The sequence below is a fragment of the Kitasatospora sp. NPDC002227 genome, assembly GCF_040296285.1.
Taxonomy (GTDB): Bacteria; Actinomycetota; Actinomycetes; order Streptomycetales; family Streptomycetaceae; genus Kitasatospora.
On sequence record NZ_JBEOWY010000071.1, the window covers coordinates 1 to 25,224 of the forward strand.

The window sequence follows — 25,224 nt, forward strand, 5'->3', positions numbered from 1 at the left end:
GCCGGTCCGGCCCCGGCCTTCGGCCGGGGGCCTCCGACTGCGTCGGAGGCGGGCCCGCGCTGCGCGCGGGCGGGGCCGGCTGCGCCGGCCGGATCGGGCTGCGCCCGATCGGGTGGGGTGGCGGGCGCTGCGCGGGCTTGGGTGGTGGGGGGTCAACTCCGCGCTTCGCTGCGGAGTTGGGTGGGTGTCAGGGTGGGGCCTTCGGCCCTGGGTGGGGCGGGGGGTGTTCGGGCTTCGCCCGGGCTGGCTGGGGTGGTGGGTGGGGGCGCTTCGCGCCTTGGGGGGTGGAGAGGTGATGGGTGGTCATGGGGTGGGGGTCACTCGTTGGGGTGGTGGAGGGGCGGGCTTCGCCCGTTCTCGTGCATCAAAGACAGTACCCCGCTAGGCTCTGGGCTGGCGGTAGGGCCCCGGGGGATTCTCGGCGGCTGCGTGATCGTACGGGTCGGCCGCTCCGGATCGGCCCCGATAATTTCTCTCGAATTCGAGAGTGGAATACGTGGAGGCAGGCGTGGCGGGCAGCGAAGCTGACCAAATTGATTTCGCGCGGCGGCTGGTTCAGCGACGGGCTCAGGGGAAGTCAACCGAGCAGATCGAGGCCGGCCGGTGGGAGGCGCAGGCCTGGGAGCGGGAGGCCGGCCGCATGGAGGACTCGGGGCTTCGCCCCATGTGGGAGGCGGCCGAGTGGGAGCGGATCGCCGCTCTCGTTGGCGCCAAGGGGTGGGCGGCCTACGACGTGGCGCTCGACGAACAGGCCCAGGCCTGGATCGCGGAACGCGAGGCCCGGCTTGCGGCAGAGCGGGAGTGGGCGGAGCGGGTCCGCCGGAAGCAGCAGGAGGAGGCGGAGCGGGTGCACCTGCGTCTGTCCCTGGCGGGCCCGGTTGGCCGGCGCCTGGAGGCGCTGGCGCGGGAGCTGGGGGTGATGCCGGAGCGGCTGGTGGCGGTGCTGGTGGAGCACGTCCAGGGCGGCGGCGAGGGCCTGGTCCACGTCCCCGCGGTAGCGGTGCCCGCCGCCGAGGAGAACCCCTGGCTGTGACGGCCCGGCGGGCGTCGGCGCGCTTTCTCACTGAATACCGGAGCCCATCGGGAACGGGCTTGCGCCTGACCTTGTCCGCGCCACAAATTCCAGGGGAATGGAACTCGAATAAGGAGGCTCGAATTATGAGAAAGGCCCCAGCGGGAGCGGGGGCCTTTCTCTTTATCTTCCTTACGACTTTCGCCGCTGTTCTGGTCAGCTCAGGTCGAAGTCGTTGGGGTCGAACTCGAAGTCGTCCGGGCCGAAGCCGCCGTAGCCGGCGCCGCCGTTGAAGTAGTCCGCGAGGGCCTGGCCGATGATGGCGCGTGCCTCGTCCTCGTCCTCGGCGAGGGCCAGGGCGGCGGCCTGCTCGCCCGTCAGATTCAGGTGGATGTCGCGGGCCCGGACGGCGTCCGAGCCGCGGATCTCGAAGTTCACGGCGCGGCCAACGCGGGCCCCGATCCCGGAGACGGTGCCGCGCTGGGCCAGCTGCTTGGCCTTGCGCTCGCGGCCGCGCTCGGTGGTCTGCACGTCGACGGCCTCGCGCTGGAGCCGCTCGGCGTCCGCTCCCTTGGGGTGGCGGGTGCCGTCGATCCAGCGCAGCACGGTGCGCGGCGCGACGCCGTAGGCGGCGGCCATGGCCTTGGTGTTCCCGCCGTACTTGCGCTCCCGCACCTGGCCGGCCTGCGTCGTGGACTGCACCGGCGCCTTCCGCGACGGGAACAGCGCTTCCCGCACCCGGCCGAACAACCCCTTGCCCGCCATCAGTTCCCGCCTTCCTCATCGTCGTTGCCGGTACCGTCGGTGCCCTGCTCCGGGCCGATCGGGGTGCCGTCGGTGGTGTAGTGGTGGACCAGCTTGGAGGGGTGCTCCCGGCGCTCCATCGCCTCGACAACGGCCGCCAGGGGGATCGAGGACTCGTGCTTGTGGCTGCCCGGCGCGATGCCCAGGCGCAGCGCGCCGGGGACCGGGGTGCCGTCGTCCTTGACCGGCAGGAGCTCCAGCGGGGAGGGGGCGTCGGCGGCGTACAGGTAGGAGTCGACATTGACGGCGAACGGCGCCCGGCCGGTGAGCTGGAGGGTCTTGCGCAGTCGGCGGTGGGCGGCGATGCGGGCGGCGGCGATGATGTGGAAGCGGATCTCCGGCCGGTAGGACCAGGACCCGGCGATCTTCTCCAGCCACACCTGGTCGTCGAGGTGGCGGGCGGAGTCGGCCCACTTGCCGATGCCGCCCTTGTAGATGTTCTTGTACAGCCCGGCGAGGACCAGGGCGTCCGCGCGGACCGGGTCGGCGCCGACGTCCTTGTGCACCGCGTAGGCGGCCAGGAACTCGGCGGAGGCCTGGCCGTCGACCAGGCCGAGGTCGGCGTAGGCGCGCTTGTAGCCGCCGCGGATGCGGCCGGTCCACTCCTTGAGCAGCGGCGCGGTGTGGGTGGACAGGTAGGCGTGGGTGATGGTGGACGGGTCGAAGCCGTAGGTGGTGGCCATGTAGGCCACCGTCGGGGTGGCGTACCAGCCCGGTCCGGTGGGCGGCTGGCCGTGGAAGGTCGCGGGGTGGGGCAGCAGCTCGTCCACCGGGGTTCCGGTGAAGTCGCACCACCAGAGGCCGGCGGTCTTGCCGCCGTCCCAGGCCGGGTTCTTCACGTGCTCGAGCGGGCCGACGGGCAGGCGCAGGGAGTCGGTGACGGACAGGTAGGAGGCGCAGACGTCGACCGCGACCGCCCACGGGCGGACGGCCTCCTGCTCGGTGAGCTCGCGGGCCCACCACTTGTAGTCCTCCTCCTCGCACACCGCCTCGCCGCGGGAGAGCAGGTCGCGGGTGAGCGGGTGGCGGGCCCCAGCGGCCGGCGGCACGCACAGGTCGCCCTTTGGGAGGGCGCCCTCGCGCAGGTGGGAGGACCACTCCCCCGTCGTCTCGTCCTTGACCCACTCCACGCGCGGGCGCACCGCGTCCAGGAGCAGCATCGCCGTGGTGGCCGTGGTGGCGCCGGGGGCGGCGCCGAGGTCGGTGGTGAAGGCGCGGTAGCGGCGGGTCAGAGTGAGGCCGTCCTTGGTGCCGTCGGGGGCGGTGGCGAGCGGGGCGGCGAGGGCGCTGGTGGCCTGCTGGCGGGAGTCGCCCTGGCCCAGCCACGGCGCGATGGTGACCCGGACCGAGGTCTTCGGGCCGCCAGCCGAACCCGTACGGCGGAAGACGTGGAAGCTCGGGCCGATCTGGTCGCTGATCTCCATACCCACCACGGCGGCGGCCTTCACCAGCTTGGCCTGCAGCGAGGCCAGAGCCTTCTCGGTGGCGGGCAGGGTAGCGGGCAGGCCGAGCTGCTTGAGCGCACCAGCGGTCAGGCAGACCATGCCGTCACCGCCTCGCCCCGAGGCGTGGGCCCGCTCGACGCGCAGCGGCAAGCCAGTGCCCAGCCACGCGAACCAGTCGCCGAGCTTCGTCCCGGCCGGGGCTGGGATCTGCGGGACGTCCAGCACCCAGCCACCGTCGACGGCGTCCAGCGCGACCGCCGGCCACCAACGCGCAGCGGCAGCGGACGGAGCAGCGGGGCGCGCCGAAGCCGGGCGGGCAGCCGGGCGGGCCGTCGCCGGGCGCGGGGCCGCCGGGGCGGGTGACGCGGTGGGCGCGGGCCGGACCGGCTCCGAGGTAACGGGAGCAGCAGCGGGCGTGGGCGTGGCCGGGCGCTGCTCGGCCGGGGCCGGGGTTGGCTGGTGGGTGGCTTCGACGGCCGCCTCGGTAGCCGGGGTGGCGGGGCGGCAGAACCCGCCCAAATGCATCGGGCGGCCCTGCGCGCGGTAGACGGAGGGCTGACCGCACTGCACGCACGGCGCCGCGGCGGCCATCAGCAGCGAGCCGTCCGGGTTCTGGTCGAGCATCACCGGCTGCGGCACCTGGGCGGCCGACTGCTCTAGGGCCTGAGCGGGTGCCTGCGGCTGCGGTGCGACCGGGGCGGCGGACTGCTGCTCGAAGGCGGGGAAGCGCGCGGCCAGGCCCTCCAGCAGGCGCGTGTAGGCCGGGACGACGTCCGGGCCCGGGACGGCGCTGCCGTCCTCCCAGGCGACCACCAGCGTCGAGTTGACCCGCAGGGCCGCGGCGACCTGCGCGGGCGTCAGCCCGGCCGCCAGGCGCAGCCGCTTGCGCTCCGCCGGGGCCGGGAGTCCGGTGCTCACGGCGGCGAGCAGCGCGTCCACGGAGTCGAACAGCTCGTCGGACATCGGGGTCTACTCCTCCTCGTCAGTGCTGGTGCTGGTGGTCGGGCGGGTGGTGACGTAGGCGATCGGGCCGCTGGAGACGGACGGCAGGCGGGTGCCGAGCAGCAGGTCGGCGAGCCGGGCATCGTCCGCGTCGGTCGGGTCGGCGGCGTTGGCGGGGACGGTGAGGTCGGTCAGGTAGCCGGCCAGGCGCGCGGCCGGGAAGCGGTAGCGGGCGGTGGTGCCGACCGTGCCGTCCGACTCCCACTCGTCCAGGCCGGTCAGCACGGCGACGACGAAGCCGGCCACCGTCACCGGCAGCACGCCGCCCGCGGCGACCCGGGCCGGATCGCACCGCCACCAGCCCGACAACGCGGCCAGCAGCTGGTCCTGGCCCAGGGCGATGCCGAAGCCGATCCACTCCCGGTCCTGCTCCTCGACCCGGGCCGGGGCGGCGACGCGCAGCACCGCGACCTCGGATGCGCCGAGCGCGGACAGGTCCGCGGCGGGCCGGGCGGCCAGTTGCTGGAGCGCGGCCAGCGGGAACACCTGGCGGCCGGTGTCGCGGACGCCGGGCACCGCACCGGTGGACATCAGCTTCTTCACCGTGGGGATCGAGCACTCCAGGGCCGATGCGGCCTGACCCGTCGTCACGAACACACCCACAACCTCCACGTCTATTGAACTAGCTAGAAGAACTAGGGGAACTCTACGCCTCCCCTGCGACATTGTCCATGTCTTTCGAGTAAGTCCTACCAACATGGTCGGTGGTCGGTGGGGCGGGTCCGCTCCTCGGCCCCGGACGATCGCAAACAAGACGGCTTTGCACGAACCGCCGTCAACTTCCCCGTACCGCTGCCATCCTGGGCCGGATCGCGTGATCACCCGCACACCGGCTGTGAGGGATGCCGCGATCACTTACCACCGAGGAGGGGGCTCCCATGCTGACCGGATACGTCGACGAGGGCGACGAGCTGCGCGCGGCGGCCGTCAAGAAGAACTTCAACTGCCCGCCCGACCTGGAGGCCGGCCGACTGGATGTCGAGAGGATCGGCGACATCGCGGCGCTGGTGTCCGCCAGGCCGACCGTGTACGCGGCCAACCAGGAACTGCTGGCGCTGCTGAACGTGCTCCCCGGGCCCGACGACTCGGAGTTCTGGTGGGCGATCCAGAAGGCGTCGAACTCTCTGGATCTGCACCCGGGCAACCTGCCCCAAGGTGTGAAGCTGACGCTGATGCGCTCGGTTGAGACCGCGCTCGCCGGCCGCCTCCTGATGGGCCTGACCGAGCTCACCGCCGAACAGCGGGTCGACGTGGCCTGCCTGATCGGCGAGCGCCTGGAGTTCCACGCCGGGAACGCGCTGCGGCTCGGCGAACTCTGGATCCAGGCCGCCGAAGCTGCCGCCTTCAAGGCAGTCGTGGCCGAACGCTTCCCCCGCACCCCGGAAGAGGCCGAGGAGTTCACCGCGGCCTGGAAGCGCGACTGAACCGCGCACCACCAGACAACGAGATCGGAGAAGCACATGATCGGCCGCCACTTCGCGCACTCTTTCTTCGACCAGGAGACCGTCGAGATCCCCCGGGAGACGCTGCGCGAGCTCGTCCAGGACGCCGCGATCCTCTCCCTGACGGACGACATCACCACCGATGCCCGGGGCCGCTGGGCGCAGGGGGAAGCCACCTACGACACGGCGCGGATCATCGCCCCCGACGCCTCGGTGAACCTCGCCTCCACGCTGCGGTGGCTGCTCGCCCACCACCCGGAGACCGCCTCGGTCACCTACGGCGTGATCGCCTTCACCGCCCGCGGGCAGTTCGAGATCCCGACGACCTTCACTGCCGGCTGGCTGGCCTCGAACATCATCTGGGGCGGCGGCAGCCAGGAACCGCTCCGCGAAGGCCTCGACATCAACGCCTTCGTCCAGGCCGCCACGACCGACGAGGCCCTCAAGCATCTGTAGTCCGACCAGTACGACGCCGCGGCCAGGCCCACGGCACGGCAGACGCCCTCGGGGTCGCACCGGAGACAACCCGGTGCGACCTCGAGCCGTCTCGCGGCTCGAGAGCAGGAAGCCCGCGTACGGCGCCGCCCGGCGCCCCGGGCGTCCACACCCATCAGGCCGCCGAAGGGCAGCCCCGCCGCTCCCGCCAGTGGGCGAACAGCACCAGCCAGGGGTTCCGGGCCCGACCGCGATCCACTGCCGACCCGCGTGTCCAACGTCGGGGCAGGGCGTTGGCAGGGGGTGATGAAGACCGCCTCCGCTTCCGTACCAGCCGCACGCCGCCGCGGCCGCGACGGCCGGTTCCCCGCGTACCGCGGCCACACCTGCCAGCCCTACAGCGGCTGGGACGTCCGCCGCTGGTCGCGCGACGGCCTGGAGGACGAACCCGAGTTCCGCCGGACCTACAAGGCCAACCCCTGGTGCTGGTCGCCGGAACTCGGCTTCCACCGCGCCAGCACCCCGCACATCCCGGAGCGGCTGACCGGACTGACCAACCGCCAGTTCGTCGGGCCGAGGGGTATGAACCTGTGGCAGGCCGTCCGTCTCGGTGCCGGCTGGGGCACCAGCACTGGCCCCTGCGACGGGGACTGGACCGAGCAGACCTGGCGGGTCATGGTCGCCGTCGACTACCGGTGGCGCGGTGACCTGGAGCCAGCCGCCCGCCTTGGCCAGCTGATGGGTGCGCTGGTCGACGGTGGCGGCCAGGAGCGCCTCGCCGCCGACAGGACCGCGCGACGGGGCTGGTTCCGCGACAGCGTGCTGGAGTTCCTGCCCCACCCGGCCATGGGCATGGAGTGGAACGACGTCCTGCTGCGGGCCTGCCGCGGCGAGGCCGACCTCGAACAGGATGGGGCCTGGGTGCGGGCCCAGGAGCCGCCCGCACCGATCCGTCCGTCCGCGCAGCCGCCGTGGGAGCCGCGGATCGACCTGTGGGAGATGCTCGCCGACTGCCCCTCGCACGGCGGGATGCGGATCGTGTGCGAGGTCTACAAGTTCACCCAGCCCAGCCCCGAGCAGGCCATGAGCTGGATGACCACCGCCGTGAGGCACGCCCTGCGATGGGGCCGGGCCGACACCACCACCCCACCGCACACGCTCCTCGACGGCGAGAATGACGAAGACTAACGGCAGTGCCCGGCCGCCGCAGTGGGCGGACCGGGCCGGCCGTGGTCACGGCAGCAGGCGCAGCAGGGCGGCGGCCATGGCGATCAGCGACTCCACCTCGGTGCGGCTGTACCGGTAGTCCCTGGTGCCGGGGTCGACATGCATGGCGCCGCTGGCCTGGTCCTCCAGCGCGCAGCGGATCAGTGCCCACCGCTCGTCCGCGGTGATCTGGCCCTTGTCCTTCTTGCTGCCCGGCCGGTTCCAGCCGGTGATCTTCTCGATGGTCTCCAGGGCCTTGCGCACCATGAGCATCGCGGGGTCGATCTCGCTGGCGCCGAGCAGGCGCTGGGCCTCCCGCAGGAAGTCGGCGGCGCCGCGGCCCGGCCCGTCGTCCTCGGGGAAAGGGATGGTCATCTCCACGCCGAGGTTGCGGCCGAGCGCGGCCAGCTGCTGGCGCCAGCGGCTCTCGGCGACGCTGATGTGCAAGGTGGCCTGGCTGCCGCCCGGGTGCCCGGTGGCCTGCGGCAGGACGGCACGGATCTCCAGCTCGAGGCGGAGGTCACCGCTGCGGTGCTGCTCCAGTGCCAGGATCTGAGCACCGGTCAGCAGGAAGCGCAGGGTCGGTCGCTCCAGCCCGGTGTCGGGCACGAAGGCCAGAGCCTGGGATGCCGAGCCGAGCCAGGCCCTCGGGCCGGCATCACGGGGCGCGAACAGGTCCGTGTCCAGGTGCAGCACCCGGCCGGCGTCCCCGCCCTGCGGAACGCCGACTTCCAGCTGCATCTGCAGGCTGTGAGTGCCCAGCGCCCGGTCGATCATCAGGCTGTTCTCCGGGACGTTCACCGTGAACTTCCCGATGGCCCCGTCGAACCTCAACTCGTCCATGCCGTGCCCGTCCTCGCTGTTCCGACTGTGCAGCGATTCTGGCGTGAGCCGGCGGCCGGCGTGAGGGGATTTCGGGCAGCCGGGCTGTGTACGGGCCCGGCCGCCCGAGGGCTTCACCGTGCAGCGCCCGGGCCGTGGGGGTGTACGTGCCGGGCGGTGTGGAGCAGGCGTAGCCGCGCGCCCTGGTGGAGGCGCTCGGCGGGTCCAACGAGCGGGCGCCCAGTTGGGCAACGGCCGGTCAGCCACCGTGGCAGCGCGGGCGGAGACGGCCTGGAGGTGGTCGGTGGCGGGGTCCGGCGCCGCGAGGCGGGCTCGCGGCGCCGGATGGGGCGGTCAGATCGGCTGGGCGGGGTCGTCCAGCCAGGCGTGCCAGCCGTGCGGGTTGACGGTGAGTCCGAGCCGGTCGACGCCGGGCTCACCAGCCTGGTGCCACCAGGTGAGGGTCTTCTCGAAGTCGGTCCAGAGGCGGCGGCCGCCGTACTGGCGGACCTGGTGCTCGTCCTCGCCGTCGCGGAAGGTCACGGCGGCCCAGGCCGGGACGGTGAGGGAGTAGAGCCACAGGGTGCGGGCCCCGTCCTCGTGCGGCTGGATCGCGTGGACGACGTCGCGCAGGCGCAGGCCGGCGGCGAGCGGGAACGGGTCGAACTTGCCGTGCGCGGGCAGCGCTGCGGTGGTGGTGGACTCGGCGAGGGTGTCGCCGTCGGCGGGGTTCTGCGGCCACCGCAGGCGCTGGGATCGCATCTTCATGAACTCGACCGGCTGGAGGAACGGGCCGCTCGCGGTGCCGTCGCGGTGGACGGTGAGGCGGACCAGGGCGTCGGCGTTGGAGTAGTGGGTGCCGAACGGCGCCAGGATCAGCCCGCCAGGCCGGGTCTGTTCGATCCACGCCTGTGGGATCTCGCGCAGCCCGTAGGTCGCGATGATCCGGTCGTACGGCGCCCCGTCCTTCCAGCCGACCGCGCCGTCCGCGCAAACGACGGTCGGCCGGTAGCCGGCGCGCTCGAGTGCGGTGCGGGCCTGCGCCGAGACCTGCGAGTCGATCTCGACCGTGGTCACGTTCGCGTCGCCGAGCCGGTGACTCAGCAGGGCGGCATTCCAGCCGGTGCCGGTGCCCTGCTCCAGCACCCGCATCCCAGGCTCCGCCTTCAGGTCGTCCAGCATCGTGGCGACGAGCGACGGCTGCGATGCCGAGCTGGTCGGCACCGTACCGGGCTCCACGCCCTGGTGCTCGCCGTCGTCCCACTGCGTCACGATCGGAACGTCCGCGGCGGCCGCCGCCAACCAGCCCCGCTCATCGGTGGTGCGGTCGAGAGGCCGGCTCTTCCCGGTGGCCATGTCGTGGGCCCAGACCAGGTCCGGCAGGAACAGCGAGCGCGGGACGGCGTCGAAGGCCGGCGCCCAGGCGTCGGCGACGGGGAAGGACCGCCCCGGCGCGGGGCGGCCCTCCTGCTCAGGTGCGAGCGTCACCTCCGGTGTCCCCCGTCCCCGGGCGGGGTGCTGCCGTCCGGGGACGGCGGGTCGGACGGCGGCGTCCACGGAGTGCCCGGGTGCCCGTCGCCCCCGCCGCCTCCGTCGCCGCCCGAGCCGCCGCCGTCGACTGCCTCGATGTCCATGCCGAGCTCCTTGTCGTCGCTGACGTGATGGTGCCCTCCCGGAACCCGGGAGGAGTAGAGGGCCGGCCCCGGCGCACCGGGGCACGGGTGGCTATGCCGGGGCGGGAGAGCGGGTGCGCAGGTCGGCGTGGACGGTCTTGCCGAGCGGTTCCAGGCTCACGCCCCAGTGCCCGCCGGTGAGGTGGTGGACCAGGGCCATGCCGCGGCCCGACACGGCGGCCAGGCCCGCGTCGATCGGGCAGGGCAGGGCACGTGAGCCGTCGCGGACGCTGATCCGCACGCACCGGGCGGTGATCCGCTCGACGGTGACCGTCATCTTCCGCTGGCACCCGGTCTTCGCCGCGTTGGCCGCCAGCTCGCTGACGATGAGTTCGCCGGCCTCGACCAGGTCGTCCAGCCCCCACGCGCGCAGTGTGGTGCGCACCAGGCGCCGGGCCGCCGAAGCGGACTGCGGCTGGTACGGCAGCAGCACCCTGGCGGAGCTGGCGGCCGGGGGCAGCGTCGGGGTCTCGACGGTCGTGGTCACCGGGCACCTCGCATCCGCTGGCACCCGGGTTCGGCCGCGGCCCGAACCGGTGGGCGGGGTATGCGGTGCGCGGCCACGGCGGTTCTCCGCTCTCTCGTCGGCGGTGACGGCTGCGCCCACCCGACGGGGGCGGGCGGGCGCAGCGGTCCCGGCACGCCCGCCGGGGCCGGGTGTCCGGTCCGTCACGGCGGGCGACGGTTCGACGGTAGGGAGTGACCAGCCGACCCCTCAACGCGTTTGCACGCGTTTGCAGGAATTCAGCCCAGAGAGTCGCCGGCCCGGGCGATCAGGGCCCTCGCCTGCGCGCCGTAGACCGCGAAGTCCTTGAGCCGGTCGAAGGCCTGGGCGTAGAGGGCGAGCTCGCTGGGGGTGGTGACGGTCACCTGGGCGGAGAGCAGCTCCACCCCGGCCTCGGCGTCGTCGAAGATGTTGAACGTCTCCACCGGCCACATGGTGCGCTGCGCCGTGAACGGGATGACGCCGAGCGAGACGGCTGGCAGCGCCATGGCGGCGAGCAGGTGCTCCAGCTGCTCGGCCATCGTCTCGACGGTCCCGAGGCGGTAGTAGAGGACGGACTCCTCCATCAGAATCGCGAAGCGGTGATGGCCGGTGCGCACCACCCGGGAGCGGGCCAGGCGCGCCTTGACCGCCTCGGCCACATCGTTGGGAGTGCGGCGGAAGTCGGCCACCGTGGCAAGCAGCGCGGTTGCGTACGCCTCGGTCTGCAGGACGCCCGGCACCACGCGGGAGGAGTAGGAGCGGAAGTGCCGGGTGCGCTCGTACAGCGGTGCCGCTGATTCCTGGAGGCGGCGCAGGCCGGTCCGGGTGAGGCGGCGCCACTCGACGTACATGGAGTCCACGGCGCGGTTGGCGGCGATCAGGTCCTCGGCCTGGTCGTCGGCGTCGCAGGCCCGGCACCAGGTGCGGATGTCGGCGTCCGAGGGCGCGGTCTTGGCGTTGATGATGCGGGAGGTCTTGGCGCCGTTCCAGCCGCACCGGGCGGCCAGCTCCTGCCCCGTCAGGTCGGCGTCCAGCATGATCTCGCGCAGCCGCGCGGCGACGGCCAGGCGGGCTTCCTGGGCGCTGGAGGACGGGGAGGCGGGCATGGAGCTGGTCGTCCGGTCTGGGCGTCAGACGGTGTACTGATCGTGCGGGACGGCGCGCTCCCAGACGGCCTCGAACGCGTCCGCGCAGAGCTTCGCGACGGCTGGGTCCTCGCAGATCTCCGGCCCGGCGGAGGCGCCGTCGCCGGTGAAGTGGTTGAAGCGGACGATCCTGCCGTCGAAGAGCCAGAAGTCGTTGCCGGGCAGCGCGAGGTCGGAGGCTCGGCGGCGCGGCAGCCATCGGACCTGCTCGCCGGCCGCGAGGTTGACCACGGTCCCGGCGTGCTCGTAGCGGATGTACGCGGTGACCGGCTCGGAGACGATCCGGGCGCGGCGCACCACGACACCGCGGGCGACGGCGGCCCGGATCATCGACACCCAGCCGGACCAGCCCTCGCCCTCGGGATCGAGGTCCGGGTGCACGCCGGTCCGCCGGAACTGCTCGAACTCCTCGGCTTCGCCGGCGATGCCGTAGGAGTCGCGCATCTCCAGGTGCACCGCGGTGTGCTCGGCTGCGGCCAGCTGCTCAGAGAAGGCCGTCACGTTCGGCATCGTCGAGTGCCTTCCTGATGATCTGCGCCATGCGCAGCGGGATGCGGGTCACGTTCTCATGGTCGGGGGTGCCGACGGAGTGGCCGGGCACCCACTCGGTCGTACCGATCTCCGTCAGGAGCTCCTCACCGGGCTTGAGGCCCTGGAAGACGAGCTCCCTATTGGCGTCGTCCACCCACACCATCGGGCTCTCGTCCTTGCCGGTGTTGGGGTCCACTCCGGCGAACCGTAGCGTCATGATGCCCTCCCGTACCAAGTCGGTTGCGCAGTTTTGCACGACGTTCCACCCGCAGGTGACGGCTCGTCAAGGGCGCGAGGAGGCGCAGGGAGATATCCCGGAATGGCTGCTCGTGCCGCAAAGCATGAGACGGCCCCCGCACCGCCCGTCGCGGTACAGGGGCCGGACAGCCTGGCTCGAGCCAGGCGAGCGCCTCGGGTGCTACTCGGCGACTGTCTCCGCATTCTGCTCGACGCGGCGCAGGATGCCGGCTGCCAGCTTGCCGATGTCGGCGAGGAGTTCACCGGCGGCCTGCTGGTCCACCTGGCGCGCCGCCGCCTGGGCCGACGGGGTAAGGGCACTGTAGGCGCCTTGGAGTCCCTTAAGGGCAACACGCAGGTTGTGCACCGGGTCAGCCGGAGCGGGTTCGGACTTCTCCGCCTTGCCCCGCAACGCCGGCTTCTTCTCGGCCTTGGGGATGAGCTTGAGCTCGGTCGCAGCGGCCTTGAGGTTGCTGACGGTGGGCTTCTTACCCTCGTCCTCGAGGAGCTGCACGACCGCCTTGACGTCGTCAGGCTCGTGCTTGTCGAGGAGGGCGTTGAGGAACACGGCCTGCGACTCGTTCGGGGTCTTGTCCAAAATTTTGGACACGATGACCCGGGTCATCGCCTGGGCGTTGTCCATGAGCTGGTACGCGCGGGAGCGGACACCGATCTCCGCAGCGGCGACGTACTCCTCGAACGTCTTGACTCCGGCCTCGACGTACAGCGCGCGCTGGTTGATGTGGCGCAGCGCGGTACCCATCTCGATGACGTACCGGGCACGGACGGCGAGGCTGTTGTTGTCGTGCGTATTCTGCGCACTAGCCATGGCCTCTTCGAGCCGCTTGAGCTGATCGGCCTTGCTGAGGCCGTCCAGGTCGGCGTCACTGACGGGCTGCGGCTGCTCGGTCCCGTTGGCGGGCTGGAGTGCCGTCCCGCCGGCCACGGTGTCCTGCGGCGTGGAGGCGCCGGGGATGCCGATGGTCTCGACCTTGGCCTGGAGCGGCGGGGCGGATGTCTGGGCGATCAGCGAAGTGGCGGCTGGCGTGCTGCGGACCAGCTTGGGGCTCATGCGTGCAGCTCCTGCAGGAGGCGGTTGGCGAGTTCGGCGTACACAGAGATGATCTCGTTGGTACGGGAGCCGAGTGCCTCGAGGGGGAGCGCTTCGTCGGATGCGTCTTTGATTATGGCCCGCTCGGGGATCGACTCCCAGACAAGCCCGGGGAAGAGGGCGGGCAGCTGGTTCATGTGGTGCTCGTGGGCATTGATGCCGGAACGGACACGGCAGGGGATGGCGCCGATGAGGCGCAGGTCCGGGTTCTTCAGTTCAAGCCGGTTGAGCTCGATGAAGTCCCGGAAGCGGACGGCGCCGTCGACGCCGTCACGCTCGGGCTCGACTGTGCAGAGCGCGACGTTGGCGGCGGCCAGCGCGAGCTGGGTGAGGTGACCGAGCGAGGGCGGGCAGTCGATGAGGGTGATGTCGTACTTGTCGTCGGCGCCCTCCAGGGCGCGGTCGAGGCGGCTCACCGCGCCCAGGACCGCGGCTTCGGAGACGCGGTTCTCCAAGTCGAAGCGTGACGGGAGAAGGTGGATCCGCTCGGCGTACTCGGTCTGCCAGCCGATCGTGGAGATGGCGTGGGCGGCGATGCCTTCGGTCCCGGCCTGAATGGCTTCAACCAGGGTTGGCTTGGGATCTGCCGGGTCGTACGCCCAGCCGAGGCGACGCGAGGCGTTGGCCTGGGGGTCCATGTCGACGACCAGGACCCGCTTGCCCGCCCGGGCGAGGGCGTGGGCGATGTTGACGGTGGCGGCCGTCTTGCCGGAGCCGCCCTTGTTATTCCCTATGGCGACTCTGGACACGTCGCTCTCCTGTCCCTTGGTGGGTGCCGCGCGGCTGCACGGCGGGCACGAGTCTGCCAGTCGCGGGCCAGTTCTCGGCACAAGGGGAGCAGAGTCGGCCCGTGTCCAAAATTTTGGACACCGCACCCAGACCGAGGTGAACTCCGCCTGGAAAATCAAAAGGGCCCGCCTCCCCGGCATCGAAAGCCGGAGGAGGCGGGCCCTTCTCGAGTCAGTTGGTGTGCTGACGCAGGTGCTTGGCGACCTCGGGTGCGACCAGGAGCTTGAGGTAGTTGGTGACGGTCTCGTTGCAGGTCGAGCAGGTGGCTCCGTAGCCGGTGCGGCCGGTGCAGTCGCTGTCGGGGTCCTTGGGGCGGCCGGTGCGCTGGTTGACCCGGTGGGTGCAGGGGGTGCCGTCGGCGTGGATGCCGGTGATGGGCATGGTCGTGCGGGGCATCGGGTGGATCCCTTCCTGGGTCAGGCGGCGGTGAAGGTGCGACGTCGGCCGCGTCGGCCGCGGCCCTTGTCGGCGTACATGGCGAGGTCGGCGGCGTGGAGGAGGGCGGACAGGTCGCGGGTGGGGTGGTCGGTGAGGGTGGCGGCGCCGAGGGATGCGCCGACGGTGAGCTGGCGGCCGTGGTGGTCGACGGGCTGCTCGAGGGCCCGGCGCAGGGCTGCGAGCCGTCCGGGCAGGGCAACGGGGTCGGTGTCGAGGACGGCGGCGAACTCGTCGCCGCCGAGCCGGCCGACGACGGCGGCCGCCCCGGCCCAGCCGGTGAGGCGGCGGCCGGTGGCGGCGAGGACCGCGTCGCCTGCTTCGTGGCCGTGGGTGTCGTTGACGGCTTTGAAGTCGACCAGGTCCACCATCAGCACCGCGGGCGCGGCCACGGTGGCGAGCATGTGCTCGGCGGCGGTGGTGAAGGCGGCGCGGGCGGGCAGGCCGGTGAGCGGGTCGCGGCGGGCGACCTCCAGGCGCCGGGCGAGGTCGTCGCGTTCGGCGAGCAGCACCCGGGCGGCGGGCAGGAGGGCGAGCAGGTCGCGGTGCAGGGCGCGGGCGGCGTCGGTGTCCTCGGAGCCCAGGGCGTGCTGGTAGCGGTCGAGGGTGGCCTCGGCGCGGGCGATCAGGGCGGTGGCGGTGGTCATGGCGGTGCTGCTCCCTTCCGGGTGCGCGACGGGAGACGGCGGCCCCGGGCGGGGCCGCCGTCTGGTTCAGGGCTGCTTGGGCTGGAGGGTGAGGAGGCGTCCGATGCGGACTTGGTGGTGGCCGGCCCAGCCCCGGCCGGGGTGGTCCGGGTCCGGGGCGAGGGAGACGTGCTGTTCGGTGGCCAGGGTCCAGGACGCCCAGGGAAGGTCGGCGATGCGCGGCGAGGGGACGAGGCGGCTCGCGACGGCGATCCGCAGCAGGAACAGCGCCATGCGCTGGCCGTAGGCGCCGGGGGACTCGCCCCTGCCCCGGGGCGGGTTGGCCGCGGCCGCGTACTCGCCCAGCGGGCGGCGGGCGGTGCCGGCCGGGCCGTACGGGCGCTGTACGTGCAGGCCCCACGCGGGATCGAGCAGTGGGTCGTCCGGTGCGCAGTAGCCGATCACGGCCTCGGTGAGGCCGCCGTCTACGGGCCGGGTGGTGCACAGCAGGGCGTAGGCGCCCCAGTCGGGCCCTGCGGCGCCGCCGGTGCGCAGCAGGGTGACCCTGCCCGCACCGGCGGTGTCGCCCGGCGTGGTGCGCGGGCGGTCGGCCATGGTCAGCCGGCCTGGGCGAGCGAGTCGGCGTGGGCCTCGTGCCAGGCGCGCAGCACAGCCTGGGGGATGACACCGCGGTCGGCGACGGTGTGGCCCTGCTGAGCGGCCCAGGCGCGGATCGCGTTGCGGGTGGCCTTGTCGGCGGGCTGCGCCAGGTCGGTCCCGTTCGACGGCCCGGCGGTGCGGGCGGTGGTGGTGGGCTTGCCGGCCTTGGCGTCGCGCAGGGCCTGCTCGGCGCGCTGCAACCGGGCCTTGAGGGCGGCAACCTCGGCCTCGTGCTTCGCGACGGCCTGGTCGCCGGTGCGCTGGGCGATGAGCTTGTCCAGCGACTCGCGGGCCTGCTCGGCGAAGCGGCGGACCTTCGCCTGCGGGTGCTGGTCGGCCCAGGCGAGGAGCTCGTCCACGGCGTCGCCGTAGGGCGAGGCGGCGCGGGCGTCGGGGTGCTGGGCGATGAGGCGCTGGAGGTCGTTCTCGTCCAGGCCGGTGGCGGCCAGGATCTTCAGCGGGCTGTCACCCTTGGCGCGCATGGACAGGGCGACTTCGCGGGTCATCGGGTCGAGGTTCGCGATGACGTCGTGCTCGGGGTGGATGGCCGGGGAGCTGGTGAGGGTGTCGGACACGGCGGTTCCTCCGGAGGTCTGGTCGAGGCGGCCAGCGGCGGCGCGGGCCGGGGCGGTGGCGAGGTGCGGCAGGAGCGGCGCGAGGTCGTCGCCGCCATGGGGCAGCCCGAGGGCGTCGAGGAGCTGGACCAGGTCCTCCTCGTCGCGGGCGCTGCGGGCGGTGCGTACGGCGGCGTCGGCGTCCTGCCGGGGTGCGGTGGGGGAAAGGTCGAGGCTTTCGGCGGCGATCAGGACGGTCGCCGGGTTGGCGGTGTCGCTGGGCATCGGTCAGCCGATCGCGGTCGGCGCGACGAGGAAGCGCGTGTCCCAGGACGCCAGGGTGTAGAGGTCCAGGACCTCGAGGAGCAGTTCGTCGATCGCGGCGTCGTCGCCGGCCGGGTCGTCCGGGTCGGAGACGTAGACGGTCGGCGGGCTGGTCAGGCGCAGGTGGATGGCCAGGCGGCGGGCGGGGGCGTCGTCGGGGTCGACGTCGGCGCGCAGCTCCCAGATCTGGCCGGGCGCGGCCAGGACGAGCGGGTCGCCGTCGGTGGCGCGCTCGCAGGCCAGGCGCAGCGCGACCGGCTCGGGCAGGAAGTCGTCGTGCTGGAGGGCGGTGGCGGCGCGGCGGATGACGGTGGCGGCCAGGTGCGGGCCGAGGACCAGGTCCAGCGGCACGGTGTGGTCGTGGGGGTCGGTGCTCATGCTGCGGTCCTCCTCGGGGTGGTGGTGCGCAGGGCGGCCAGGAGCTGGGCGCGGTGTTCGGCGGCGAGCGGGTCGGCGGCGACCGGCCCGGGCTGGGCGGTGCGGGTGCGGTGGCGGGCCGGCGGGGCGGGGCACTGGGGGACGAGTTCGGCGGCCAGGCGCCGGTCGAGGTCCTCGGGCAGGTGCGTGCTCACCGCGGTCCCGCCTTCTTGGGGGTGACGGGGGCGAGCAGCAGCCGGTGGAGGAGGGAGATGTCGTCGCGGGCGTGGCTGGCGGGCCGGCCGCAGGACCAGCAGTCGGCCTCGGGCCCGGACCAGGAGACCTCGCAGGTGTCGCAGGCGTAGCGGGAGCGGTACGGGCGGGGGGCGAGGCGGCCGATGGTGCGGATCGCGGCGGCGGCCTGGCGGCGCTGGTCGGGGCTGAGGACGGGGGAGGGGAGGGTGTGGGTGAGGACGGCGGTCGCCATACTGAGCTGTTCCTTCGGTCTCGTGTCGGAGGGATGGCCCGGGTGCGGCCGGTCAGCTGTGGAGGCAGGGTCGGCCGGACCCGGGAAGGCCGCGGCCCGCCTGATCGATCAGGCGGGCCGCGGTGGCTTGCGGGAGGTTCAGAACGGGCGGTCGTCCGCGCCGACGTACGGCACGGCGCTGGCCCAGGGGTCGTCGTCCGGCAGCAGGCGGGGCGCCGGCAGCATGCTGGCGAGGCAGCGGTGCCGGTAGCCGCCCTCGAAGGTGAAGCCGCTGCCGCCGCAATCGCAGGTCTCGCCGTGGACGTGGTGGTAGCGGCCGACCGGGCAGTCGACGGGCTCCTGGTGGACCGGCACGAAGATGCCCTCGCCCTGGTCGTCCCAGGTCATGGTCTCCATCACCATTCCGGTGCCGCCGCACCCGCCGGGGCAGTTCGCGTCGTGCGGCTCGTCCGGGCACGGGGAGCCGTCGTCGGCGTAGTCGACCTCGCCGAGGACGTCGGCGGCCCGGCGCAGCAGCTGCTCGGCTTCGTCCATCTGGAGGGCGAGTCCGGGGCGGTCGGCGGCGCGCAGGTCGGCGGCCAGGTCGCGGACCAGGTCGCCGAGCAGGTGGGCCGGGGCCTGCTCCTGGAGGGCCTGGAGGACGTCGGCGGGGTCCGTCCAGTCACCGGAGGCGAGCCAGTCGTGCAGGTGGCCGACGCCGTCGCGCAGCGGCGGGCAGGGCAGCTCGCCCCACCGGTCCGCGGTCTCGTCCGAGGCGGGGCTGGTGGTGGCGGGGCGCCGCAGGTGCAGGGCGATCCCCGCTGCGGCCAGCGCGGTGCCGGCCGCAGCGGTCAGGAGGGTGGTGCGCTTCATGCTTCTCCGATCCAGGCGCCGGTGGGGTCGTCGCTGACGGTCTGTGCCCCGGCCGGGACGGGCGCGGCCGCGCTCCAGGGCAGGGCGAGGCCGTCGTGGGCGCGGCGGGGGACGAGGTGGATGTGCAGGTGCCGGACGCTCTGGGTGGCCTCGGTGCCGATGCTCGTGATGAGGTTCGCCGCGCCGGCGCTCTGCGCGAGTTCGGCGGCCCGGCGCATCGTCAGGCCGGTGACGACCGGGTCGGAGGCGGCGTCGGGGACGTGGCGGGTCGGCAGGACGATGACGTGCCCGTCGGTGACCGGGTTCAGCGGGACGATGGCGAGCGTCTCCGGCCAGCGGCGCACGACCTGGGCGGGAGCCAGGCCCGCGCTGACCGCGCAGAACACGCACCCGCCACCGACCGGACCGGCGGTGGGGGCGGTCATCGGGCGTTCTCCACGACGGGCAGGTGGACGTGGCGGTGCGTCACGTTCACGCTCGCGCCCAGCGCCTGGCAGAGTTCGCCGACCTTGCGGGCCAGGCTGACACTGCGGTGGCGGCCTCCGCGGCAGTAGACGTGCAGGGCGACCGGCTGGCCGGGCAGGGCGGCGGCCTGGGCCAGGACGCGCAGCACGGTGCGCTCGGCGATCTCGACGGCGCCGGGGGTGGCGAGCACGTAGTCGTAGACGACCTGGTCCAGCCCGGTGGAGGCGATCATCACCTCGCGGACCGCCGGGTCCTCCGGGGGGTTGCGCAGCGCGGTGGTCAGGTCGAGCGTCAGGGCGTCACCGGGCGGCGGGTCCTGGTGGAGGACGCCGTAGGTGGTGATCTCGACGCGGGTGTGCGGGGCGATCAGCGGCACGAGGAGCTCGGCGATCATCTGGACGTTGCCGCCGACCCAGCTCGTCAGGTCCCGGTCGGTGCGGCCGGGGTAGTGGGCGAGGTTCTGGCCGGGGTCGGTGTGCTCGCCGGCGGTACGCAGGTGGCCGATCGCGGCGGCAAGCTGGGCGATCAGCGGGGACTCGATCCGCTCCAGCCGCAGCAGCCGGCGGTCGCAGGACTCGGGCGTGGTGGCGGTGGGTTCGGGTGCCACGGTTCTCCGATCACAAGGAGTTGGGGTCCGGCCGGGCGGCCGCGCCGCTCGCCACGGCGCCCCGCCTGCCAGGCCTGGACGGCTCGGCGGCGGGGCGCGGTGGCGGGCAGTGTCACTGCCCGGAGAACTCCGGTGCGTCAGTGGCCGGGGCGGCCCATCGAGCGGCAGGCGGCGGCGTGGCCGTTCGCGTCCTCGTGGGCCTTCTGCCTCTCGGTCGGCAGGTACGGGTCGCCGAAGGCGTTCACCGAGCCGCGGGTGTCGCAGCCCCGGCAGGTCCAGGTGAAGCCGTCGACCTCGTACCAGCGGTCGCTGACGTAGGGGCGGCCCTGGGCGGTGTAGTTGGTCCGGAACCGGCGGGTCATCAGGTCGACGTGGGCGCCGCCGACGGTCAGGTAGCGGGCGAGGACGCCCTCGGGCCAGGCGGTGGCCCAGGTGGTGCTGGTGCTCATCAGGGATTCCCTTCCGGGTGGGTCGCTGGTGTTGGTCAGGCGGTGCGGTGGTGCCGGATCTCGTCGAAGCCCTCGTCGGGCAGCGTGAGGCGGGCGGCGCGGGCCATCGCGTGCTGCCAGCGCAGGACGTCCTCGGGCACGCGCTCGGGGTCCGGGCGCAGGGCGTTGCGGGCCAGGCAGGTCGGCAGCGGAGCGTCCACCCACGCCGCGATACACCGGCGGCCGTGCTGGTGAGCCAGCTCCACCAGCTGCAGGCGGTGCAGTTGCTCGACCGAGGTGTTGTCCACGATCGACGTTCTGGCCCGGCGCAGGCGCATGCCGAGGATCTGGTGCTGGAGCAGGACGGCGTCGGCGGTGCTGTCCTGGTCGCCGGGCTCGGAGGCCACGGCGCGTAGCCGGTCCAGGCTGACGATCTGGTGGGCGGGCAGGTGGCGCAGGAGGTGGGACTTCCCCGAGCCGCTCGCCCCGACCATGACGACCAGGGCGCCGGGATCGACTGGGGCGAGCACGGGCGCGGTGTGGTGCATGGGCTGTCCTTCCACGGGCTGGTGAGCGGTCGTCAGCGGGCCAGGACGGCGGCGGCGACCGTCTCGAAGGCGTGGTGGACGGCTCCGTCCATGCAGTACGCGCCGTTGATGCCGTGGTCGGCGAGGCGGAAGAAGTTGCCCTTGCCGGTGGCGTCGGCGAACCGCTGCAGCAGACCGCCCGGGACGCGGCGGTCGATGGCGTAGTGGGTGAGGCCCGAGATCGCGAGAGCCGCGGCGACCTGGCCGGGGCGCAGCCGCAGGCCCAGCGCCCGGGCCCCGATCAGGAGGGCTCCGGCCTGCGTGGCGGTGTAGGTGAGGACGTGGAGGGCGCAGGCGCGGCGGCCGGCTGCGGTGCCGTGGACGGTGCCGTCGTCGCCGATCGCCGGGGCCTGGTCGGTGGCGCCCTTGGTGCGGGCGCAGTGGTCGCTTTGGACGAGGTGATCGCCGACGTCCGCCCCGGCGCGCAGCAGAGCGTAGGCGGCGGCGAAGCGGGCAGCGGCGGTGTCGGTCTTCACTGGTCCTCCGGGAGATGGTGGGTGCGGCCGGGCGGCCGCGCCACGCACCACGGCGCCGCCTGCTGGGCCTGGGTGGCTCAGCAGGCGGGCGCGGTGGTGAGCAGCGTCGGGGCCCGGACGGCTCAGCTGTGCTGGAGTTCGGCGGCGCTCTCGTCGGCCGGCAGGGCCAGGGCGGCCGCTTCGGCGACGAGAGCGCGGAGCTTCTCGGACGCGGTGAGGGCCTCCAGTAGCGCCCGGTAGAGGGCGCGTTGGCGGGGGTCGTGCAGGTTGAGGTTGGTCTCGGACGCGGCCGCGACGCCGCACAGGTAGATGACGATGTCGGCGCTCTCCTGGTGCAGGTCGACCAAGCCGGGCTGGAACTCCAGCGGCGAGGTGAGCTTGCTCAGGGCGGCGCGGTTTTCGGCGTCGAGGTCGGCGCGGGCGCGGTCGAGATTGGCCTCCAGGGCGGCGGCCAGGTCGGCCGGGTCGTGAAGGGCGAGGCGGTAGCCGAGGCGGTGTGCGAGGCGGGCGGGCAGCAGCCGGAGCAGGCGCTGGTTCATGGATTCCTCCAAGGGCGGTGCTGGGCGGGTTCGGCCAGGCGGCCGCGCCACGCACCACGGCGCCCCGCGCGCCGGGCCTGGTCGGCGCGACGGGCGGGGCGCGGTGGTGGGCAGCGTCACGGCCCGGTGGAACGGGGGATCGTCAGGAGCCGGCGAGTGCAGCGAGTTGCTCGCGTTCCTCGTCGGACAGTTCACTGCACGGCAGGCAAGAGCCGAGCGAGCGCAGCGGCAGGCAGAAGTCGTAGGTGACGCGGCAGAGCGGGCACGTCATCCGGGCCTTCATCGCGGCGGCGAGGGCACGGGCACGGGCCGGGGTCATCGGCCGCACCGGCTTGGCGCCGGAGACCGGGAAGAGGTGACCGACGCGCTTGCCGCCCCGGCAGACCACCTGGGCGGCGACCGCCTGGCCGCCAGGGCGCAGGCCCATCTCGCGCAGCTGGCGGCGGGTGGCCATCCGTTCCTTCGCGGGGCCGAACTTCCAGGGGAAAGTCGGGGTGCCGCCGTTCTTCTCGCCGGTCGGGTCGAGGTCGATCGCGCGCACTGCGCTCTCCTTCCTGGGTCAGCCGGTGGTGGTGGCCTGCTGCTCGAAGTGCGCGGCAAGGTGGCGCAGGATGCCGGCCACCGTGGCGGCCGGGATCTTGCCGTGGACGTCGGCGACGCTGTTCTTGTCGACGGTGATGATCAGCGGGTAGTCGTCGGTGTTGATCACCTTGACGTCGAAGTCGGGCACGGCTTCCTCTCGGTGGTCTGGACGGGGGCAGGGGATCGGCCGGGACCGCGCGGGCGGTCCCGGCCGGGACTGGTCAGAAGTCGCGGGGGTCGCCGTTGGCGTCGGCGAGCTCGCACGCGGCGTCGTAGGCGGTGGAGCGCAGCGCCTTGTCAGCGCCCTGCAGCAGGGCGGTCCGCGCGGCGTCGTCCTCAGCCTGGTGGGCGTAGTCGAGCCGGATCGCGACGTCCTCCATCGCCTCGGCCCAGTTCCAGAAGCGGCAATGGTTGAGGGTGTCGACGGCGTCCCGGGCGAGCTGGACGAGTTCGGCGGGGGTGGCGGCGGTCGGCTCGGCGGGGACGGTGTTGCCGGTGTCGCTGCCGGCGATGTAGGCGAGCGCCTTGCCGTAACGCTGGGCAAGGTCGGCGAAGGTCGGGGTGTCGGTGGCGGTCTTGGGCATGGTCGCTCCCTTGATGGCGGGTGTCGGCCGGGCGGCCGCGCCGCTCACCACGGCGCCCCGCCGCCGGGCCTGGCTGGCACGGGGGCGGGGCGCGGTGGTGGGCAGCGTCAGTGCCCGGTCGTCAGTGGTGGAGCAGGCTCCAGGCGATCAGCAGGACGAGGCCGATGGTGACCAGGACGGCCTTGGGGGAGATGCCGAGGGCGGCTTCCAGGCGCCGGATCTCGGCGTGGATGGCGTCGCATTCGGCCTGGATGCCCGCGTGGGAGGGGCTGCCGGGGGTGAGGCCGGCCAGGATGGCGGAGCGGTGGTGGAGCCGTTCGTAGAGTGCTGCGATGCGGGCTTCGCGGGATATCGCCCAGCTCATCGGTGGTGGGGCCTTCCTGTCGGCGGTGCGGGGCAGGTGGTGGGGCGGCGGCCGGCGGGCCGCCACCCGGGGGCGGGTCAGTGGCGCTGGTCGAACGGGCCGGAGGGGTTCGGCAGCGACGTGAGCCGGGCCGTTCCGGCGGAGGGCTGGGGCGCGGGGGCCTGGACGGTGATCTGCGGCTGGACTTCGGTCCTGTTGATCACCAGCGGGCGCAGGCTGAAGGTGATGCCGCGCAGAGCAAGGGCGGAGGCGGTGGCGAGGGCGGCCGCGGTGATGCCGACGGCGACCGTGCGGCCGGCGGGGTCGGTGCCGCTCCAGACCATGGCGACGGTGGCGATCGACCAGGCGGTCCAGGCCAGGCGCCAGGTCGCGGCCTGGGAGAAGCAGGCGAAGGCCCCGGCGGCGAAGCCGAAGGTCTTCCACGTGCCGTACGCGGCGGTGGCAGTGAGCGATGCGGGTGTGTGGGCGGCGAGGTAGGCGTGGACGGGACGGGTGATGGTGGCGGCCAGGCCGCTGCCGGGAAGCTGTTCGGGCAGGTGGACGGCGCCGATGACGGCGGCTGCGCCCTGGAGGATGACGCCGCCGGCGGTTCCGAGGACCCAGACGCCGAGCGCGAGGGCCACGGTGTAGGTGAGGACGCGGACCCAGTGCTCGGCGTCGTCCCAGTCGTCGATGGCGTTCACCAGGTCGCGGCGGCGCTGGTCGAGCCAGCCGCCGGGGGCGGTGGCGGTGCGGAACTTGCGGGCGGTGGCCTCGCGCAGCGTGTCGGGCTGCTGCTCGTCGGAAGAGGTGCCGGGCTGGTGCTGTCCGAACGGGGAGGTGGGCTGGTTCACGGCAGGTTTCCTGTTCTGGGTGATGGTGCGGTGAAGGGCCGACCGCGTCGTGCGTCCGGCCCGGCGGCGTGGTGCGAAAAAGCCGGTCGGGTTGGTGACCGGCTCAGCCGTTGTGGTTGTTGATCACCCCGCGCCAGCCGGCGGACTGCTTGCCGATGGTCGTGGTGTGGTTGCGGTGGACCAGCGCCAGGACGGTGCCGGTCGCGCTGGCTCCGTCGCCGCTGGCCGTCGCGGACACGCCCTTCGCCCCGGCGGTGACGGAGCGGAGCTTGCCGAGCAGGCCGGCCACGCCGAGCACCACGGCGGCGACGAGGACGGCGGCCCACTTGAGGAGGTCGCCGAGCTGGTCGGCGTGCGGGGCGACCTCGGCGACGGCGGCGCCGAGCATCCACACCGCCCCGCCGGCCGCCAGGGACGCGATGGAGCCGTACAGGACGTACTGGCGGATCGCCAGCGGCAGGCCCGGGTCGGCGGCCGGTGCGGCCGCAGCAACGGGGGCCTGGGCGTCGACGGCGCGGCGGTGGTCGGCCAGGCGGGCGGCCATGGCGTCCAGGTGGGCGCTCACGTCGAAGACGGGCACGGCGGCGGCCTCGCCGTCGACGAGTGCGGACACGCTCGTGGTGTCGCGGGCGTCGGGACTCATCGGGACGGCGACGAGGCTGCCGTCCACGTTCGCGGGCAGGTAGCCGGGCTCCAGGAGGATGACCTGCTGGTCGGCGGGCCGGTCGGTGCCGGGCATGGCGGTCTCCTTCGAGGTGGGAGGTGGGTGCGGGGGCGCCGCGGCGCCTTCTGGGGCCGCCGGGCCCGGCCCGGTTGACGGGCGGGGTCCGGCGGCCCCCGGAGAGGCCGGGAGCGAGGCGGCTACTGCTCGGCAGACGGCCGTGCCCGCCGCTCCGGGTGGGGCGGGCACGGCCGGGGTGGCGGCGAGGTGATCAGTCGTTGATGCGGGTGGTGCGGCCGGCGGCGATGATCTGGCGGATGAGGCGGGCCGTCTCGGGCGACTGCTTGCCGGTGCGGGACTGGCCGATCAGGTACGCGGCCTCGTCCAGGACGACCACGTCGGCGCGGGCCGGGCCGGGCGGCAGCTCGCAGCGCCGGGGCGCGGCGGGCAGCGCCCTGTGGAGGCACAGCTCCATCAGGGCCCGGTGGGCGGCGAGCGAGGTGACGGCGTCCTCGAAGGTGCCCATGCAGGGCTGGAACCGCATGCGCGGGTCGAGGGAGGCCTCGGCGAGGAGCAGGTCGACGGTGCTGACCTGGCCGGAGATGCGCATGGGCGCGGGACGAGCGGGGCGGCTGGGGTTCACGGACGGGTCCTTCCGGCAG

At 73.5% G+C, this 25,224-nt stretch carries 37 protein-coding genes; 4 read left to right on the plus strand and 33 right to left on the minus strand.

Features of this window, described 5'->3' with window-relative positions; all coding sequences use genetic code 11:
* The first annotated feature begins 640 nt into the window (after positions 1-640).
* Positions 641-1,033 (plus strand): hypothetical protein, encoded by a 393-nt coding sequence (locus ABT095_RS35895; protein WP_350533801.1) that lies wholly within the window; start codon positions 641-643, stop codon positions 1,031-1,033.
* 195 nt (positions 1,034-1,228) lie between these two features.
* Here ABT095_RS35895 and ABT095_RS35900 read toward each other — a convergent pair whose 3' ends face one another.
* The 3 genes from ABT095_RS35900 to ABT095_RS35910 all read right to left on the minus strand — a co-directional run bounded on the left by ABT095_RS35900 (position 1,229) and on the right by ABT095_RS35910 (position 4,854).
* A complete protein-coding gene (locus ABT095_RS35900) occupies positions 1,229-1,714 on the minus strand; it encodes a hypothetical protein (RefSeq protein ID WP_350533802.1) in 486 nt (161 codons plus the stop codon).
* Positions 1,715-1,776: 62 nt separating this feature from the next.
* On the minus strand, positions 1,777-4,224 hold the full coding sequence (locus ABT095_RS35905) for a helix-turn-helix domain-containing protein (protein ID WP_350533803.1): 2,448 nt from the start codon (positions 4,222-4,224) through the stop codon (positions 1,777-1,779).
* A 6-nt stretch (positions 4,225-4,230) separates the two neighbouring features.
* Complete coding sequence (locus tag ABT095_RS35910; RefSeq protein ID WP_350533804.1) at positions 4,231-4,854, minus strand: DNA-binding protein; 624 nt, start codon at positions 4,852-4,854, stop codon at positions 4,231-4,233.
* Between the two features lie 287 nt (positions 4,855-5,141).
* Here ABT095_RS35910 and ABT095_RS35915 point away from each other — a divergent pair, with 287 nt between their 5' ends.
* From ABT095_RS35915 to ABT095_RS35925, 3 genes are all read left to right on the plus strand, one after another.
* Positions 5,142-5,687, plus strand: a complete 546-nt coding sequence (locus tag ABT095_RS35915; protein WP_350533805.1) for a hypothetical protein — start codon at positions 5,142-5,144, stop codon at positions 5,685-5,687.
* Between the two features lie 36 nt (positions 5,688-5,723).
* Positions 5,724-6,161: a hypothetical protein gene (locus ABT095_RS35920; RefSeq protein WP_350533806.1), complete on the plus strand. Its 438-nt coding sequence runs from the start codon at positions 5,724-5,726 to the stop codon at positions 6,159-6,161.
* Positions 6,162-6,446: 285 nt separating this feature from the next.
* The gene (locus ABT095_RS35925) at positions 6,447-7,328 is read left to right on the plus strand and encodes a hypothetical protein (protein WP_350533807.1); all 882 of its coding nucleotides are present in this window, start codon (positions 6,447-6,449) and stop codon (positions 7,326-7,328) included.
* A 45-nt stretch (positions 7,329-7,373) separates the two neighbouring features.
* Here the strand turns inward: ABT095_RS35925 and ABT095_RS35930 are convergent, their stop codons facing one another.
* The 30 genes from ABT095_RS35930 to ABT095_RS36075 form a co-directional block, all read right to left on the minus strand.
* The gene (locus ABT095_RS35930) at positions 7,374-8,189 is read right to left on the minus strand and encodes a hypothetical protein (protein WP_350533808.1); all 816 of its coding nucleotides are present in this window, start codon (positions 8,187-8,189) and stop codon (positions 7,374-7,376) included.
* A 333-nt stretch (positions 8,190-8,522) separates the two neighbouring features.
* The gene (locus tag ABT095_RS35935; protein ID WP_350533809.1) at positions 8,523-9,656 is read right to left on the minus strand and encodes a methyltransferase domain-containing protein; all 1,134 of its coding nucleotides are present in this window, start codon (positions 9,654-9,656) and stop codon (positions 8,523-8,525) included.
* Entirely contained in the window at positions 9,653-9,802 is a 150-nt protein-coding gene (locus tag ABT095_RS35940; protein ID WP_350533810.1) for a hypothetical protein, read from the minus strand. Before ABT095_RS35940 ends, ABT095_RS35935 begins: the two co-directional genes overlap by 4 nt.
* A gap of 91 nt (positions 9,803-9,893) precedes the next feature.
* Positions 9,894-10,328 carry an ATP-binding protein gene (locus ABT095_RS35945; protein ID WP_350533811.1) on the minus strand — a complete coding sequence of 145 codons (435 nt, stop codon included), beginning with the start codon at positions 10,326-10,328 and terminating at the stop codon, positions 9,894-9,896.
* Between the two features lie 257 nt (positions 10,329-10,585).
* Positions 10,586-11,434, minus strand: a complete 849-nt coding sequence (locus tag ABT095_RS35950) for a helix-turn-helix domain-containing protein (RefSeq protein WP_350533812.1) — start codon at positions 11,432-11,434, stop codon at positions 10,586-10,588.
* Positions 11,435-11,458: 24 nt separating this feature from the next.
* On the minus strand, positions 11,459-11,983 hold the full coding sequence (locus ABT095_RS35955; RefSeq protein WP_350533813.1) for a DUF6879 family protein: 525 nt from the start codon (positions 11,981-11,983) through the stop codon (positions 11,459-11,461).
* Positions 11,958-12,221, minus strand: coding sequence for a hypothetical protein (locus tag ABT095_RS35960; RefSeq protein ID WP_350533814.1), 264 nt, complete (start codon positions 12,219-12,221; stop codon positions 11,958-11,960). The genes ABT095_RS35955 and ABT095_RS35960 overlap by 26 nt, the downstream gene beginning before the upstream one ends.
* Positions 12,222-12,422: 201 nt before the next feature.
* On the minus strand, positions 12,423-13,313 hold the full coding sequence (locus tag ABT095_RS35965) for a hypothetical protein (protein WP_350533815.1): 891 nt from the start codon (positions 13,311-13,313) through the stop codon (positions 12,423-12,425).
* The gene (locus ABT095_RS35970) at positions 13,310-14,101 is read right to left on the minus strand and encodes a ParA family protein (RefSeq protein ID WP_350533816.1); all 792 of its coding nucleotides are present in this window, start codon (positions 14,099-14,101) and stop codon (positions 13,310-13,312) included. The genes ABT095_RS35965 and ABT095_RS35970 overlap by 4 nt, the downstream gene beginning before the upstream one ends.
* A gap of 211 nt (positions 14,102-14,312) precedes the next feature.
* Positions 14,313-14,537 (minus strand): hypothetical protein, encoded by a 225-nt coding sequence (locus ABT095_RS35975; RefSeq protein ID WP_350533817.1) that lies wholly within the window; start codon positions 14,535-14,537, stop codon positions 14,313-14,315.
* A 20-nt stretch (positions 14,538-14,557) separates the two neighbouring features.
* On the minus strand, positions 14,558-15,223 hold the full coding sequence (locus ABT095_RS35980; protein WP_350533818.1) for a GGDEF domain-containing protein: 666 nt from the start codon (positions 15,221-15,223) through the stop codon (positions 14,558-14,560).
* A gap of 66 nt (positions 15,224-15,289) precedes the next feature.
* Positions 15,290-15,817 (minus strand): hypothetical protein, encoded by a 528-nt coding sequence (locus tag ABT095_RS35985; RefSeq protein WP_350533819.1) that lies wholly within the window; start codon positions 15,815-15,817, stop codon positions 15,290-15,292.
* Positions 15,818-15,819: 2 nt separating this feature from the next.
* Positions 15,820-16,701, minus strand: a complete 882-nt coding sequence (locus tag ABT095_RS35990; RefSeq protein ID WP_350533820.1) for an Lsr2 family DNA-binding protein — start codon at positions 16,699-16,701, stop codon at positions 15,820-15,822.
* 3 nt (positions 16,702-16,704) lie between these two features.
* A complete protein-coding gene (locus tag ABT095_RS35995; RefSeq protein WP_350533821.1) occupies positions 16,705-17,118 on the minus strand; it encodes a hypothetical protein in 414 nt (137 codons plus the stop codon).
* Positions 17,115-17,312: a hypothetical protein gene (locus ABT095_RS36000; RefSeq protein WP_350533822.1), complete on the minus strand. Its 198-nt coding sequence runs from the start codon at positions 17,310-17,312 to the stop codon at positions 17,115-17,117. Before ABT095_RS36000 ends, ABT095_RS35995 begins: the two co-directional genes overlap by 4 nt.
* Complete coding sequence (locus ABT095_RS36005; protein ID WP_350533823.1) at positions 17,309-17,584, minus strand: hypothetical protein; 276 nt, start codon at positions 17,582-17,584, stop codon at positions 17,309-17,311. The genes ABT095_RS36000 and ABT095_RS36005 overlap by 4 nt, the downstream gene beginning before the upstream one ends.
* Positions 17,585-17,722: 138 nt before the next feature.
* A complete protein-coding gene (locus tag ABT095_RS36010) occupies positions 17,723-18,436 on the minus strand; it encodes a hypothetical protein (protein ID WP_350533824.1) in 714 nt (237 codons plus the stop codon).
* Positions 18,433-18,861, minus strand: coding sequence for an HIT family protein (locus tag ABT095_RS36015; RefSeq protein WP_350533825.1), 429 nt, complete (start codon positions 18,859-18,861; stop codon positions 18,433-18,435). The genes ABT095_RS36010 and ABT095_RS36015 overlap by 4 nt, the downstream gene beginning before the upstream one ends.
* Entirely contained in the window at positions 18,858-19,508 is a 651-nt protein-coding gene (locus ABT095_RS36020; RefSeq protein WP_350533826.1) for a RapZ C-terminal domain-containing protein, read from the minus strand. The genes ABT095_RS36015 and ABT095_RS36020 overlap by 4 nt, the downstream gene beginning before the upstream one ends.
* 137 nt (positions 19,509-19,645) lie before the next feature.
* A complete protein-coding gene (locus tag ABT095_RS36025; protein WP_350533827.1) occupies positions 19,646-19,957 on the minus strand; it encodes a hypothetical protein in 312 nt (103 codons plus the stop codon).
* A 35-nt stretch (positions 19,958-19,992) separates the two neighbouring features.
* Positions 19,993-20,484 (minus strand): AAA family ATPase, encoded by a 492-nt coding sequence (locus ABT095_RS36030; protein ID WP_350533828.1) that lies wholly within the window; start codon positions 20,482-20,484, stop codon positions 19,993-19,995.
* A gap of 32 nt (positions 20,485-20,516) precedes the next feature.
* Complete coding sequence (locus ABT095_RS36035) at positions 20,517-20,999, minus strand: hypothetical protein (protein WP_350533829.1); 483 nt, start codon at positions 20,997-20,999, stop codon at positions 20,517-20,519.
* Between the two features lie 122 nt (positions 21,000-21,121).
* Entirely contained in the window at positions 21,122-21,538 is a 417-nt protein-coding gene (locus ABT095_RS36040; protein ID WP_350533830.1) for a hypothetical protein, read from the minus strand.
* Between the two features lie 142 nt (positions 21,539-21,680).
* Positions 21,681-22,079: an RRQRL motif-containing zinc-binding protein gene (locus tag ABT095_RS36045; protein ID WP_350533831.1), complete on the minus strand. Its 399-nt coding sequence runs from the start codon at positions 22,077-22,079 to the stop codon at positions 21,681-21,683.
* 18 nt (positions 22,080-22,097) lie between these two features.
* On the minus strand, positions 22,098-22,268 hold the full coding sequence (locus ABT095_RS36050; RefSeq protein ID WP_350533832.1) for a hypothetical protein: 171 nt from the start codon (positions 22,266-22,268) through the stop codon (positions 22,098-22,100).
* Between the two features lie 73 nt (positions 22,269-22,341).
* Positions 22,342-22,704, minus strand: coding sequence for a hypothetical protein (locus ABT095_RS36055; protein WP_350533833.1), 363 nt, complete (start codon positions 22,702-22,704; stop codon positions 22,342-22,344).
* A 121-nt stretch (positions 22,705-22,825) separates the two neighbouring features.
* Entirely contained in the window at positions 22,826-23,068 is a 243-nt protein-coding gene (locus ABT095_RS36060; RefSeq protein ID WP_350533834.1) for a hypothetical protein, read from the minus strand.
* Between the two features lie 77 nt (positions 23,069-23,145).
* Entirely contained in the window at positions 23,146-23,901 is a 756-nt protein-coding gene (locus tag ABT095_RS36065) for a hypothetical protein (protein ID WP_350533835.1), read from the minus strand.
* A gap of 103 nt (positions 23,902-24,004) precedes the next feature.
* On the minus strand, positions 24,005-24,640 hold the full coding sequence (locus ABT095_RS36070; RefSeq protein ID WP_350533836.1) for a hypothetical protein: 636 nt from the start codon (positions 24,638-24,640) through the stop codon (positions 24,005-24,007).
* Between the two features lie 193 nt (positions 24,641-24,833).
* The gene (locus ABT095_RS36075; RefSeq protein WP_350533837.1) at positions 24,834-25,205 is read right to left on the minus strand and encodes a hypothetical protein; all 372 of its coding nucleotides are present in this window, start codon (positions 25,203-25,205) and stop codon (positions 24,834-24,836) included.
* Positions 25,206-25,224 lie beyond the last annotated feature (19 nt).

Coding starts and splice junctions, on each gene's coding strand:
- ABT095_RS36055 (WP_350533833.1), bottom strand. CDS start 22,704: ATGCCCAAGACCGCCACCGACACCCCGACCTTCGCCGACCTTGCCCAG.
- ABT095_RS35975 (WP_350533817.1), bottom strand. CDS start 14,537: ATGCCCCGCACGACCATGCCCATCACCGGCATCCACGCCGACGGCACC.
- ABT095_RS35925 (WP_350533807.1), top strand. CDS start 6,447: ATGAAGACCGCCTCCGCTTCCGTACCAGCCGCACGCCGCCGCGGCCGC.
- ABT095_RS35915 (WP_350533805.1), top strand. CDS start 5,142: ATGCTGACCGGATACGTCGACGAGGGCGACGAGCTGCGCGCGGCGGCC.
- ABT095_RS35965 (WP_350533815.1), bottom strand. CDS start 13,313: ATGAGCCCCAAGCTGGTCCGCAGCACGCCAGCCGCCACTTCGCTGATC.
- ABT095_RS35960 (WP_350533814.1), bottom strand. CDS start 12,221: ATGACGCTACGGTTCGCCGGAGTGGACCCCAACACCGGCAAGGACGAG.
- ABT095_RS36010 (WP_350533824.1), bottom strand. CDS start 18,436: ATGAAGCGCACCACCCTCCTGACCGCTGCGGCCGGCACCGCGCTGGCC.
- ABT095_RS35955 (WP_350533813.1), bottom strand. CDS start 11,983: ATGCCGAACGTGACGGCCTTCTCTGAGCAGCTGGCCGCAGCCGAGCAC.
- ABT095_RS35950 (WP_350533812.1), bottom strand. CDS start 11,434: ATGCCCGCCTCCCCGTCCTCCAGCGCCCAGGAAGCCCGCCTGGCCGTC.
- ABT095_RS36030 (WP_350533828.1), bottom strand. CDS start 20,484: ATGCACCACACCGCGCCCGTGCTCGCCCCAGTCGATCCCGGCGCCCTG.
- ABT095_RS36070 (WP_350533836.1), bottom strand. CDS start 24,640: ATGCCCGGCACCGACCGGCCCGCCGACCAGCAGGTCATCCTCCTGGAG.
- ABT095_RS36015 (WP_350533825.1), bottom strand. CDS start 18,861: ATGACCGCCCCCACCGCCGGTCCGGTCGGTGGCGGGTGCGTGTTCTGC.
- ABT095_RS35905 (WP_350533803.1), bottom strand. CDS start 4,224: ATGTCCGACGAGCTGTTCGACTCCGTGGACGCGCTGCTCGCCGCCGTG.
- ABT095_RS35895 (WP_350533801.1), top strand. CDS start 641: ATGGAGGACTCGGGGCTTCGCCCCATGTGGGAGGCGGCCGAGTGGGAG.
- ABT095_RS35990 (WP_350533820.1), bottom strand. CDS start 16,701: ATGCCCAGCGACACCGCCAACCCGGCGACCGTCCTGATCGCCGCCGAA.
- ABT095_RS35985 (WP_350533819.1), bottom strand. CDS start 15,817: ATGGCCGACCGCCCGCGCACCACGCCGGGCGACACCGCCGGTGCGGGC.
- ABT095_RS36060 (WP_350533834.1), bottom strand. CDS start 23,068: ATGAGCTGGGCGATATCCCGCGAAGCCCGCATCGCAGCACTCTACGAA.
- ABT095_RS36040 (WP_350533830.1), bottom strand. CDS start 21,538: ATGAACCAGCGCCTGCTCCGGCTGCTGCCCGCCCGCCTCGCACACCGC.
- ABT095_RS35930 (WP_350533808.1), bottom strand. CDS start 8,189: ATGGACGAGTTGAGGTTCGACGGGGCCATCGGGAAGTTCACGGTGAAC.
- ABT095_RS35940 (WP_350533810.1), bottom strand. CDS start 9,802: ATGGACATCGAGGCAGTCGACGGCGGCGGCTCGGGCGGCGACGGAGGC.
- ABT095_RS35920 (WP_350533806.1), top strand. CDS start 5,724: ATGATCGGCCGCCACTTCGCGCACTCTTTCTTCGACCAGGAGACCGTC.
- ABT095_RS35995 (WP_350533821.1), bottom strand. CDS start 17,118: ATGAGCACCGACCCCCACGACCACACCGTGCCGCTGGACCTGGTCCTC.
- ABT095_RS36005 (WP_350533823.1), bottom strand. CDS start 17,584: ATGGCGACCGCCGTCCTCACCCACACCCTCCCCTCCCCCGTCCTCAGC.
- ABT095_RS36025 (WP_350533827.1), bottom strand. CDS start 19,957: ATGAGCACCAGCACCACCTGGGCCACCGCCTGGCCCGAGGGCGTCCTC.
- ABT095_RS35980 (WP_350533818.1), bottom strand. CDS start 15,223: ATGACCACCGCCACCGCCCTGATCGCCCGCGCCGAGGCCACCCTCGAC.